The organism is Alkalihalobacillus pseudalcaliphilus (assembly GCF_028610675.1).
Classification (GTDB): Bacteria; Bacillota; Bacilli; order Bacillales; family Bacillaceae_D; genus Alkalihalobacillus; species Alkalihalobacillus pseudalcaliphilus.
In genome coordinates, this window is the sequence record NZ_JAQQWS010000013.1 from 45,178 (window position 1) to 58,785 (window position 13,608).

The 13,608-nt window shown below is 31.9% G+C and carries 9 protein-coding genes and 1 pseudogene; 2 read left to right on the plus strand and 8 right to left on the minus strand.

The genetic code is table 11. The features are described from left to right. Positions 1-615 precede the first annotated feature (615 nt). Positions 616-759 carry a hypothetical protein gene (locus PQ479_RS18720; protein ID WP_273717152.1) on the minus strand — a complete coding sequence of 48 codons (144 nt, stop codon included), beginning with the start codon at positions 757-759 and terminating at the stop codon, positions 616-618. A gap of 167 nt (positions 760-926) precedes the next feature. Between PQ479_RS18720 and PQ479_RS18725 the strand changes: the two genes are divergently transcribed. Both PQ479_RS18725 and PQ479_RS18730 read left to right on the plus strand, forming a co-directional pair. Then, the gene (locus PQ479_RS18725) at positions 927-1,841 is read left to right on the plus strand and encodes a helix-turn-helix domain-containing protein (protein WP_047988047.1); all 915 of its coding nucleotides are present in this window, start codon (positions 927-929) and stop codon (positions 1,839-1,841) included. Between the two features lie 637 nt (positions 1,842-2,478). Continuing rightward, positions 2,479-2,649, plus strand: a complete 171-nt coding sequence (locus PQ479_RS18730) for a hypothetical protein (protein WP_273717153.1) — start codon at positions 2,479-2,481, stop codon at positions 2,647-2,649. 111 nt (positions 2,650-2,760) lie between these two features. Here the strand turns inward: PQ479_RS18730 and PQ479_RS18735 are convergent. From PQ479_RS18735 to PQ479_RS18765, 7 genes and pseudogenes are all read right to left on the minus strand, one after another. Then, positions 2,761-2,901: pseudogene (locus PQ479_RS18735) on the minus strand (aminoglycoside phosphotransferase); the annotation flags it as partial. A gap of 336 nt (positions 2,902-3,237) precedes the next feature. Further along, positions 3,238-3,828, minus strand: a complete 591-nt coding sequence (locus PQ479_RS18740; RefSeq protein ID WP_047988046.1) for a histidine phosphatase family protein — start codon at positions 3,826-3,828, stop codon at positions 3,238-3,240. 1,581 nt (positions 3,829-5,409) lie between these two features. Continuing rightward, positions 5,410-6,135 (minus strand): DUF998 domain-containing protein, encoded by a 726-nt coding sequence (locus tag PQ479_RS18745; RefSeq protein ID WP_337957127.1) that lies wholly within the window; start codon positions 6,133-6,135, stop codon positions 5,410-5,412. A 613-nt stretch (positions 6,136-6,748) separates the two neighbouring features. Then, a complete protein-coding gene (locus PQ479_RS18750; RefSeq protein ID WP_047988045.1) occupies positions 6,749-7,588 on the minus strand; it encodes a TnsD family Tn7-like transposition protein in 840 nt (279 codons plus the stop codon). 152 nt (positions 7,589-7,740) lie between these two features. Next, a complete protein-coding gene (locus PQ479_RS18755; protein ID WP_047988044.1) occupies positions 7,741-9,429 on the minus strand; it encodes a UvrD-helicase domain-containing protein in 1,689 nt (562 codons plus the stop codon). Continuing rightward, positions 9,408-11,477, minus strand: a complete 2,070-nt coding sequence (locus PQ479_RS18760) for an ATP-dependent nuclease (protein WP_047988043.1) — start codon at positions 11,475-11,477, stop codon at positions 9,408-9,410. The genes PQ479_RS18755 and PQ479_RS18760 overlap by 22 nt, the downstream gene beginning before the upstream one ends. A 264-nt stretch (positions 11,478-11,741) precedes the next feature. Then, a complete protein-coding gene (locus PQ479_RS18765; RefSeq protein WP_273717154.1) occupies positions 11,742-13,508 on the minus strand; it encodes a hypothetical protein in 1,767 nt (588 codons plus the stop codon). Between the last annotated feature and the right edge of the window lie 100 nt (positions 13,509-13,608).

Genomic DNA, 13,608 nt, shown 5'->3' on the forward strand with positions numbered 1-13,608 from the left:
TTTTTGGGGTTTTAGCGGGCACAACGGATGATTACGACATCGCCATTTCTTTGCTCTTCGAACTTTTCTAATTCTTCGACCGTTACTGGTTTTGGTTGACTCATTTCAATTTCCTCCTTCTTTTTGGGGTTTTAGCGGGCACAACGGATGATTACGACATCGCCATTTCTTTGCTCTTCGAACTTTTCTAATTCTTCCACCGTTACTGGTTTTGGTTGACTCATTTCAATTTCCTCCTTCTTTTTGGGGTTTTAGCGGGCACAACGGATAATTACGACATCGCCATTTCTTTGCTCTTCGAACTTTTCTAATTCTTCCACCGTTACTGGTTTTGGTTGACTCATTTCAATTTCCTCCTTCTTTTTGGGTTTTAGCGGGCACAACGGATGATTACGACATCGCCATTTCTTTGTTCTTCGAACTTTTCTAATTCTTCCACCGTTACTGGTTTTGGTTGATTCATTTTAGCAGCCTCCTTCTTTTTGTTTTAGTACTTTCTTTTCAACTTCTCTAATTTTTTCAACATTTACTAGTTCTTTTTTTAATCACCCCCTTTAATAAATTTGAATATTCAGATAAAATTATCTGTAGATATTTGTTTTTTTAATCTTAATTTTAATTAACAGGTGGTAAAGTTGGTAAATCTTCCGATAACGGTGAAATAAAATCCAAGGCTAATTCTGTTCCGAATTGAGTACTTAAAAATCCAAATGTAATCAAGATAACTGTAAATAATAATAGTTTTAGTGTTTGTTTCATAACTAACCTCCGAATGATTTATTTTTGATAAGCTCATTGTACTACGTATCAAAAAATGACCATTTTGAGGTTTCGAGGTATTTTTCAAATATTTAGTGAATTTCTCTCTGTTTTTCATTAAAATAATAAATAAATACAAAATTTGTTGTATATTAGGAGGTTTAATGATGTTTATTTCCAGTAAAGATCTAGGGGAAGAAATTAAGAAGTTAAGAAAACAATTTTCCTTATCGCAGAAGGATTTAGCAGAGGGAATATGCACACAAGCAGCCATTAGTAGTATTGAGCTAGGAAGAACTTTCCCAAGTATTGATATACTTTACGCAATATCAATAAAACTCCACTTCTCCATTGACCAGCTTATTAAAGAATTATCTACAACAAGCTATTTATACATACAAGAAACTATGAGCGAAATAGACAGACTTGTAAAATTAAACGACTACAAAGAAGTATTTGAAATTACGAAGCTTAACCTCAAAAACCATACACTGAAAACCTTAGGAAATGAATTTAACCAGTACATACGCTGGCATAACATTTTATCAAGTTATTACATAAATCAAATTAATTATAAACAATGTATCAATGAGCTCGAAGAATTAATCGACGTTCAACAGGATTACTTATTAAAACAATCTTATCAAGATTTGAAAATAAAAAATGTGATAGGTAATATCTTAACACAGAATAAACAATACAAAAAAGCAACGATTTATTACCAAGACATATTAAGTAAAAATATAAAAATAGAAGGTTATTATAAACTCAAGCTAAAAGTTTATTTTAATTTATCAAAGCTTATGTTCTTAAGATCTGAATATCAAATGTCCACAGAAATCGCCCACGAAGGCATCTTATTATCGATAAAACAAGAAGATATCTCTGTACTTCCAAATTTATTTGTTCAATTTGGCCAATCTCTTTCAATGTTAGCCGATAGAGACCCCGTTCAGCAAAATCAAGTATTAGAATACTATACAAACGCCATAAATTTATATAAAGTTCTACAAAGGCAATGGTATGTGGACTTTATAAATAAAGAATTAATTCCGATTCTACCTCAAGTTAATAATAAGTAAATAAGATATTTGTACCATCATTCTCAATTAAAAATACCTAATAATCAAAGGAAATAGCTCTGGCTAAAAGGCTAGAGCTATTTCCATCCCGAAATCTTTATTTTTTAATTTAACAATCATGTCATCACTAACAATTAGTGGCTGTTGTAAGTATTAATTATATTTGTTATGCTCTCAAAATCTTAACTTTCAATACATACATTCATGTTATAAAGCAAATCTTGCCCTCTTTCCTTAAAATAATCTGCATGCTTATTAATATCTTGTACAATCGACATTTCACTCTTACTTATAATTCTTAATATTAGTGAATAGAATTTTACAAATAGTAATTTAAGGAGGAATACGGTGAAACATATTCACTTAAAAGTAATGATTTTAAAGATTTTTTACTTATTAATCACCTACATCCTATCCTTAGTCGTTCACTCGATGCACTTATACATTCTTTTTACCTTTCTTCTATCCTGTCCATGGCTACTAATGAGCTTTATTTGGTTAAAGAACAGTCTAAAAAAACTTGATGAAAATTGTCATACATGCAAAAAATAGACACCTCTTCCCCCTAATCAACAAGCATGGTCAAGATGTAGAGATCGTCATTTCGGACATGAGCCCAACCTTTAAGGTGCATGTCATGCATAAAGCCCATGAAACATTAACAGAGCAGGAAAGTTGGTTTTTAAACCGGTACCTGAACTTAAGGTTAATGAAACGAAATGTGTTTGGGTATCAACGGTTTGACCGCTTTAGAGCAAGAATTTTATTAAGACATCAATATAAAAAAATCGGAAAGCACGTTGGATAAGAAAGTAAGTAATGTTTCAGGGGGCCATGGCCCCCCTGGAACATTCCAACAACTCTACTCTTAATATTATGGGTAATCACTTTACCCCAACAACAGTCATTGTGCTGAAGCTTTTTGTTCTAAATGCTTCAATACCTTATGGATTTTTGGACTATTTTCCTTTATATTTCGTCGCACAGTTTCTCCTGTACGATAAACATTTGATACATTGCCACCTGATAGTATTTCTTCGTTTTCATTATGACTGTTCATGAAAATTCCCCTAGTTCAATATGCAACTAGAAGAAAGATTAATAATGATCAAAGTATTGGAAAACGTTTCTTAATGAAGCAAGATCCATTTCAGAAACCAACTTTTTACAGGGAGAAAGTAATATCAATTCAAACAGTCATTGTAACCGTCAAATACCTTCTAGGTAAGATCGTCAACTTTCCCTCTCCCTGTTCCTCACTTTCTATAGACTGATTTAAGTATAAAGAAAGCTGCTGGTTTAAGGTGAACTGTTGAGTTCTAGTTTATCGTTTACAATTTTTCAATGCATTTTTAATTTTCTAACTATACTCTCTTCAATTATGATCTATTTTGGCTTATATACATTTTAAGTGATTCGTATCGTTGATAAAATGAATTACTTTACCTGCATCTGTAAGTTCAATCATACTAATCCCTGTATCCCCTATTTTAAAATAGTAATCCATGTTCATTGGCATTTGGAAAAAAGCACGTAATATACTATTAATTACCCCGCCATGAGCTACAATCGCAATCCGCTCATACTTATTTTCTGTCACAATTTTAGAAAATATCGTTTCAATTCTCATTCGAAACTCTATGAATGATTCCCCATTCTCAAAACGATCATGAAGGAATTTTGGCACCGGGTGCTTTTTCGCCTCTTCAAAAGACATGCCAGCCTGTATACCATTATTAAATTCCATTAATTCTTCTTCTAATTCCACTGGACAACCAATAGCTTCCGCTAATGTTTCAGCAGTTTCTCGTGCCCTCTTTAATGTACTCGCCCATATACAATGCGGCCGAAAGTCATTTTTCACTTTATGTACTAAAGCTCCCACTTGTTTTCTACCCATTTCCGTTAATTCAAAATCGGCTCTTCCTTCATGAACGTTTAAAATATCTGCTTCCGATTCCCCATGCCTAATTAATAATATTTGCATAACTTTTCCTCCCTCTATTAATAATCTATACGAGAAGGATAACCCTCCCACCGTTAAAATTCCCCAATTATATATTATCCTTCCATGTTTAAACTTTCCATAGACATTTCAATAGGAACTTATTCTACATTAATCACAAATAGTTCTGTCCCTCTATTAATTGTAAATTCGGCTTCATATATAATATCTTCAGTTGCCTCACTCAAGTTATCTTCAGCTACATCCCGTTAGAATTTATCTTTATGGATTTTTTTTAGAGACACCCATGTTTCACTTTTGAAAAATCGAGGTGCATTTTCGAATAAAAGTATACTCGTTTGAGACCTTTCATTAATTTTTTGCACATCCCCTGTTTTGAATGTTCCTTATTAAACTATTATATCAATATTATCTATATTCTTGATGGAGATGATAGCAATTATTAATCCTATTAACGAAAGAGTAATAGGTATTATTATAATTGAATATAATGAAAATCCATTTACATTCTGACATACGATTAGAGAGATAAAAAAGGCTGAAACGATTGTAGCTGGGACAGAATATTTTTTCAAACCAACATAAAGAGGAATTAAGCTAATTAAGCTCGTAGCAATAGCATTCAATATAACATTTTGTACACTTCACATCACAAATACGATTATAATTCATTTGCTCTTTCGTACTTAGTTCCTTTTCAAAATCCTCCACATTCATTACAAAGCATTTGAGTTCCCCTTTAACTTTATAAATTGTCGATGTATCCTTACTTTGCTTTTAAATTATGCACCGTCTAATTCAATTGGTGACACTAAAATCTATAGGCCTTCTTCACCATAATCCCACATCTTCACCCATGCATAAGTATCTACTGGACCTGTAAAAACAAAAACTTCCCCCATGCTTAATCTCATTCAAATCTGTAGTGCAACCATGTGCTTATGTTGCTGGATGTATTTTAACAGTACGACCTGTATCATTGAAGTATTTAAAGAACATATTAAGCACACCTTCCCTACTCCATTTATTCTGTCCTTTTTAGCACTATATAGAATTAGCGAGTTCCCCAAAAAGAATTAAACAAATATCACGCTATATTTTTTCATTCTCTTAGAGATCAATTATACACTAGCAAAACTGTAACATCCTCCACATATTACAAAAGTTATTATTAATATAATCAACTTAAACAGCAAAAAGCCAATATTTCATATGAAATATTGGCTTTTCATGCCTTAATAACTAAAGCAATTCTAGGGTCAATCTAATAGTCTTTTTAGGTTCTCATTATTTTCGACCAGGTAATTCAAATACTCTCTTGTAAGTGCAATTTCTTGAAACCCATTGATAAAAATATTTAACTTAGTCTGCAATTCACAACCCCGAGGAGCTTTCTGTTAAAATCACGAAGGGGATTTAGCTTTGTAGGCGAATCGGAATGAAACGAATAAGGCAGATGCCAACAAGAGCAGGCAGCCAATTTCGCCAAATTGGGATTGTTCCGTCGTGATCAGCAGTGTTCGAATGTCCATGTTTCCGCTCCACATTAACCAAAGAGACGACGCTAAGATGATGGCTGTACACCACATTTCGGAAACGTTGCTACAAATTTGCCGTCCATCTTTCATAATCACGCTCCTTCTTACATTCTTTATACAGATTCGCTGCCATTAAAGTGACCCATGCAAAGCCTGCAACAAGCATCATACGTTGAATTAAGCCCGCCAAATGATTATCACTCTCCCAGAGCGTTCCAAAAAACATAAACAGTACCACCATTACCATACCAGTGAGCATGCTATACAAAGTCCAGCCACGGCTTGCAGACTTGGAGAACCTACGGGCAAATACAAAACATGCAATGGGAAGCGATGTGAACACAAGTATGCCGAATACATCATGAGCATAGTGATGCCAACTGACTCCATCTGTGTGGATCCCAGCTGGAGCTCCTGGTGGATACCCTTGCATAGGATCCATAACAAAGATACCTGAAAACACCAAGCTTACTCCAAATATACCAAATAGGAAAGGACCCCACCTTGCACCATGCCCAGAATATAGTGAACGTCTCAGCCCCACAGCAAAAGCAACCATCAGAACTCCAGCTATTATAAAGTTGGCAATTTGTAGCCATCCTCTATCACCAAGACTTAGCGCACTAACTGGATGGTATAGGGGGTCATAACCTATACGAGTTGCTCCATCGAGGAGAAAAACAAACACAAACATGGTAGAGCCAACTATACCGCACCCCAACAAATATTTGGTCATCCTTTGCGAATGCCAACGCGACGCTATCCTTCCCCCACTTGTCAATATCATCATTCCCTTCTTATATTATATATATCTAATTGTAATGACCAAAAGGTCGTTCTAACAGTGACATATGTAATTGATATTCCTTGACTTACATCTAAATATAAAACCGTTCATGGGTGCATTTTATAAACGATTTACATCTAAATTAAGACAAAAAAGGACTGGCATCTACACGACATACCAATCCCCATTCTTACTATTCATAAACCTTTATCATATTCTGTTTAATTACCAGAAACCATTTTAGAGCAAAACGATTATTCAAGAATATGGGCCGTTCGCGGAACTATCATTATGTTATTCTCACCATAAAGAGACCCTTTGGACAATGCATATCCAAAGGGTCTAACTTCGCGACATTTTTAAAAACATCGTGACTTTATTTAAAACATCGCATCCTTTTTGCAAACGTCACGACTTTATTTTAAATCCACATTTATTAATGAGTTACAAAAAAGATGGTAACTAAAAATGCCTGAAACCCTTGTCTCTACGTTGAAATTTTTTTTGCAAAAAAAAATAAAGATGGTAACTGACAGAGTTCATCTTTTGTTGAATGTATTTCTCTTTAAAATAAAGATGGTAACTGAAAGGGTTCATCTATATAGTCTAATTTAGTCTATTTCTCAAAATGTTTAAGACAAAATTCATTATAGATATCTTTATATTCCGGCCTTAGCTTTCCACTTATTTTAATAAGATTCGTTCTTGAGAGACTTTTGTTTTGAGACAATAGTTCATTGTAAGCCCAATGCAATTTTCTTAGTATATAATCTTCTCGTTTTTCTGCTACCTCACCTAAATATATGTCTAGTTTATTTTTATCATAACGTGGTTGTTTATTAAGACATCTACATATAGCAGCCTTACTCATAAATATCGGTTGGTTAAGTTCGTAATAGGACCAATTCTTAACTATATAATCTATCTCATCATAAACAATATTTTGGTCACTAAATTTACTCCTACTTATCTTTTCCTTTGGTAGTAAATTTGATTTATGCTTTAATTTAGATTCACGCAACCAGTCAGAGTCATAAGTCAACAACCAATTATAAAGGTTGCTATCTAGCTTTCGAGAGCCAGAGTATCCGTTATTACTAACTAAATCGACCCACTTTTTTCTCTTCTCACAAGTAATTTCTTTCCTATTTCGAACTGCCCTTTTAGAATATTTTCCGGCTCTCTTTTTGTAACGAGGATGAATACTGAACCATTTTTCATTTAAATTTAAAACATTAATAAATCGAATTATGGTTTCTGGACTAACTTTTAACTCTTGTGATAACTTAGATAGTGTTAAACCTTCCTCGACTAATAAACATAATTTCTTTTTCCACAGTTCTCCGTAATCTATTACAGATTTAACTTTATACTCAGTATGGTTACCCGACTGTTTAGAGTACCTTAGTAGAGCACTATAGAATAATTCATCAGGATATAAGCTAGGAAAAAACATTATTTACACCTCCTAAAATAGATATATATTTACGTAAATTTTGAATTTTATTGGTTAGTAGTATGCCCCTTAAAATAAGAACTAAACAAAATAAAAGAATCCTAGTATAAAAGGATTCTTAAAGGTTACTAATAATTAAAAAATTAATTTTCTTAAGTCTCAATTATAGAAAACTCTAAGTCTTCTAATTGACTTTTTTGATCTAAAGTTAGACTTGGAACACTAATAAAGAGGCCTTTTATTGCTCTACTTAATGCTACATAGTAAACCCTATGAGTTTCTTTGTCCATATCAGGTTCTAGAAGAAAAGATAATTCATTTTTCTCTACTGAAGGAATTATTAGAAATACATTTTCAAACTCCTCACCTTTAGCGTTATGAATTGATCGGAAATTATTATGCTCATCAACAACGTTTATGTTAACAGCAGCATCTGAGTATAGAGCACTATCATAGATTTGTTTAATTACACCTCTAGAAATTTTTGCTTTTACATTATAGTGGCCAAAAAGATGGTCATTATAAAAATCTGTAAGGGTTAGATTATAAATTTTATCTCGAATATTTATTAATCGCTTGAGATTACGAAAAACTTCCGTTTCGCTTAGGTCTTCTTTTCGATACGCCATTTTCATTGCTTTTAATGCTTCTTTTATTTTTTGTGTTTTAGCATACTCTAACGCTTTTATAACGTGATAAATTCTCCAAGCCCTATTTGAATCTGAATCATCTGTTAAATAATTTACTTCTTTATCCTGATTAATCGAATCTGGTTTCTGAAGATTATCTAAAGTCTTATTACGATATGCTAGTATCATTAAATCAATCAGCGACTTCTTTTTGATGTGCTCATATGAAGAAGATTTATCACCTATTAAAATAGTAGGTCTAGAATTGTTCAATTTGATTTTAGTTTCTTGCTGAAAATCCTTATCTTTTCTCATATGATTAAGAATGTTAACAATTTCTTTGGAAGACCTATGATTTTCTTGAAGAATATAAAGTTTCATATTCTTGACTTCAAATTCCTCGAAATCTCCTACACTTGCCCCTTGAAAAGAATATATAGATTGGCATATATCTCCTATCACACCGATCACAGTTTCTTTATCCGAGATTATTTTTACTATTTTCACTTGTAATGGACTAGTATCTTGGAACTCGTCAATAAATATGTAAGGGAACTTTCCCCTTATTATCTCTCTAACTTGAGGATGTTCCAATATGATTCTATAAGCAAAGTATAAGACATCATCGTGACTTAAACGCCCCTCACTCCAATGAGCTTCTTTAAACTTCATATACATTATTTTCGCTACGTAAGAGCCGTCAACCATACCATCAAATGGTCTTTTGTATCCAAGTTCGAATTTCCCGTTACTTTTAAATAACCATTGAAGTTTGTTTAAAGCATCCATCAGACTTGAATTAGATAAGTATGATTGCTTAGCTTCCTTTTTAATTTTATCAATCTGACTTCGTCTTAGTTTAATTTCATCGTGTCCCTCCATTTTCTCAATTGCTACCGGGCAATGATCCAATAACCAAAGAAATGGTTTTACGATGTGTTTATAACAAAAACTATGGATCGTTGTTATCTCCACACTCTCTAAAGATGTATCTAATCTCGTTCTCAAGTTATCAACGGCCGCGTTCGTGTACGTTATACAAGCAATTTTCCTTTTATGTTTTAACTTATCAGATGCGCCTAGCACATTTTTAATGTGATTTGTTAGGAATGTTGTCTTCCCAGCCCCTGGGCCCGCATATAGCTTAAAATGCTCTTCTATTGGGATTAATTCTTTGCTGTCTTCTAGCTTTACTGCTTTTGACAAATCCATTCTAACGCCTCCTTTATATACTCTGGAGGTGTTATCTGAGTTTTATTTTCAGATATTGCATAAGCAAGTTCTTGAGCAGCTTCACCTTTAGAGATCGATGAAAGGTATCGACTGGCAACTAACTTTTTTCTTACTATTGGATCATCTAGTAATATACTTTTTTCCATCAATTCTTGAACCTCTGTCTTAAAATCTCCTGAGCCCAATTCATCTAATAGTTCAGTTAAGGATTTTGCTTCATCCAGTAAAAGTATCAACTTTCTAAGTTCGTCAATATTAGATAGTGATTCTGTAATCAGGTAATCAGAAGGGTTTTTAAGGAATATATCATATTCAAAAGTTGAACTTTCTCCAATGACTTGATTAAATACTTCTATATGTGCAGTCTCACTATATTCATCTTTGGATACTAATCCGTTTGAACACGCTTTATATTCGTAAATATCAGTTTGTAAATTTAATAGCAATGGATCACATTTTACCCATCTAGCCTTTTCCGTCTCTCTCTTTTTTCTCACAGGGTCTAAATCAGTAATGCAAGCAACTTTTTTCCTTAAAGCATAACTACTATTTGATGTATCAAATAGCTTCAGAAAGTGGTCAAAGTATCTTCCACCTATATTTATTATAGATGTATGATTGTCCACCAGATCAATTTCATCCTCTAATAACATCGCTAGTTCTGGGAGTAAAACTTGCTCCGCAACACCTTCCACTAAAATAACTGATTCAGCAAAAAATAAATCAGCCTTGGTAACATCAAGAAATCTCTTAACGTAATTCTTCGATTTAATATCTTCAGTTTCTTTTAAATTGAATACTTTACCAGGATAGGCAATGTGTATATTTGATGATCTGTCTTTTTGAAGAATTATAATATCGTCTAGATCAACAGCTGCTGTAATATTTGGAGAGTGAGAGGTAATAAATACTTGATTTACGTTAGACGCTCTATTTTCTTTAAGAAATTGGAGAAACTTGTACTGCATATTTGGATGCAAATGCGCTTCAGGTTCTTCAATAGCTAAGATTGAAAATACTTTAGAGTTTGAACCTAAATACTCACTTGAGGCATTCTTCTGCATTTTCGATAGTAGAAGGGATATATATATTAAATTATTGTATCCTAGTCCATTACTGACTGCTGGAAGCTTAATTCCCGATTCTTTTTCCACAATAAGTCTTAAAGCTGAATATAGTTCTGTGTCCAGAATCTCCCCATCGAATAAGGGTTTTGACTCATCTATTCCTGCCCCAGTTTTTTCTACATATTTTAAAATCTCTTCATTCCCTAATTCCATTCTGTCTTGTAATGTCTTAATCAAAATTGATGATTCTTGATTAAATTCACGTTTCAATCCTTGAATTTTTCTTGCCTTTTCTTTTTTATCAAGGGTTAAATCACTTTTAATATCATAATCCATAAAGAAATCAATAACTTCTTTCAACAAACTACTGTTTCCCTTAAATAAGTCTCTTTCAACATCTCTTATGGCAGTTAAAAACTGAAAATCAAATTTATTAATTTCATCTGCTTGTATCTGATTTTTATGCTCTGGATTTCCAACATAAATTTTAGATATGTATTTTCTAAAGAAGTTGTGTTCAATTTCTTTCCAGTATTGATTAATATCAGTACTATTAATTTCATTCATTAATGATTGATATTCTTCCACATTAGTTTCTGGTAAGAAGAATTCAAATTTTATGTATGCTTCATATGGATCTTCAATTTTAGTGAGCCAATTTGCAACAGTTATCAATTCATCTGAATAGTCATCTTCACCGTTTGATTTAGACAATTTCGCAGAAATTTCGATTTTCGGCGGTGCAGTTTTAAGTTCTTCCACTTTAATTTGTCTATTGAAATCGTTAATTGATAGTTTCTTTTTTGAGTTAGGATTAAACAGTAAATCCAGAGCTTTAATTACCGCAGTTTTACCTGCATTATTTTGACCAATGATAACATTAATTCCATCATTGAAATGAACCGTTGTTTCAGAGGAAAAAACTCTAAAATTACTTAGCTTTAATTCTGAAATATACATCAAAACCCCCCATTCTATTTGATTATATCTTAGCACAACCTATCCAAAAAAAAGATTAGGAGTTAAAAATTATCAATATATCTTTCAGACAGCTCTGATTTCTTCGTATTACTCTAAATTTCTGCTCAACTGAATACTTTAACATTAGTTTACTTACAAGCATTAAAATCTTGACTACCTAAAGAAACCCGTATTCTTAAAAAAGTATGGTTTTCATTAGGACATAATTTTAATTTAGGGTACCCTCAGTAAGTTTAATAAATATCAATCATATGATTTCGAACTCTCAATTTGTAAATTTAAATACTCTGCAAGTTTGCTTAACTCCTTTTTAGGTGCAGTTGGATCCCACAGACCCATTGCTTCATCGCTTAATCCAACTATTTCAGAAATTAATCTATCTGCGTTATAATAGTAAGGGGAAAAGGATACTTGAGACTCACTATTTTGATTTCTAATCATAAAGATATCAGCTTCGTTACGATCACTGTTATAATCCGGCAAAATTTCGAATATATCATTTAAATTCGAGCTATCATCAAATATGATTATTTTATTCAAATGATAGTACTTATCGTCTAAGTAATAGTTAAAGAGAAATGAGATACAAAATAATTTAAAATTAGAATCAACCCCATTAAGGTACAACTCTAAACCAGGAATCTTATCAATGAAAAATTCATATCTATTACTAAATAGAAGGATTTTTATGTTATCAATTCCTAACTCATTTTTTATCCGATCACATATTCCCCTTAAAATCTTAGAACTATCAAAACTTATATCTAACCCATTATAAAAATTTTTCAGTTCTAAAATTTTCGATTCAAGAAAGTTAAAATTGATAATTAATACATTTTCATACTCATCAAGTTGAGAATTGAAGACATTACTTATTTCAATGGAGTTATGAATATTTTCTAAAGGATAATCGAAATTATCATATTCAAAGTCTACATCCCCTATATTAACTACTTCCTCTATTAATTTATCCCTAGGAGTATAATCAACGGGTAATATATCGTCTAAATATTCAAACGGAATTATAAATTTCTCATTATTTTTATTCGTAAATAAATAATTTTCTAATAGATATGGTGAGGTGAATATTTCAAATTTGGCATTATTTTCACCTCTGCGTCGGAACATTTTAATTAGAGCAGTATGTATATTTTTCTTAACTTCACAAAAATAGATATTATTATAATCAAAACTATAGAAGACTACATATTCAGGTATATAAGATGTTATAGATTTATGTGCACTCCTGATCGTTTTTCTATATTCAATCTCATCCATATCTTTTTGACTGAATACTTTTGTTAGACCCGTAAAATCAGAACCTGTTATGATATTATCTTTTCTTATTATTAAATTAATTAATTTTTTGTTCTTAAATTCTTCATCATAAAAAAAATATAATAAATCGTCATTCCATTCTATATCCTTATGTATACAAATACCGCAAAAAGCACCCCCTACGCCATAATTCAAAAAGTTATTTTTTATGGAGATCATTTGTAAATATGCTGTAGCTGCGGTTACTTTTTTTCTTGGCAAATAACTATCATCAGGATATGTTATTGTGAAATCTTCCATTAAATTATTTAAATCTGGTATTTTACTTCCACTTCCTATAGCTACATATTGATCTATCTCCTTAATTTCATAGTTATTCAAATAATATAATTTGTTATTCTCATCATTCTTTACAGCTAAAAGTATTTCTGACTCGGATAATATTCCTGGTAAATAATTTAAAATTTCTTCAATAGAGAAACGGTCTATATAATCTTTCACATCGTCAAATATTTTTATATTTTTCCCTGCATAAGCGACAACAATATTATTCTTTACAAAAATTTTTGTGACTGTCTCTGCAATAAAATAAGAGTTATATTCTCCATAAAGTTCTCCTAAACTCGATAATGTTTCATCATTCTTAAAAGCGATTTCTGTTTTGGCTGATGTAAGTGAATCAGAAACAATATAGATTTCATTTTCAGATTTCCAAGCAAAGCAATATGTCATTTTTCTGTCCTCCACAGTAAAATATATTCAGTTAGTTGAACATTTCTCAAGTAAAAGCTTTCATTATAATTTTAGTTTTTAAAATAATGATTTGATTTGC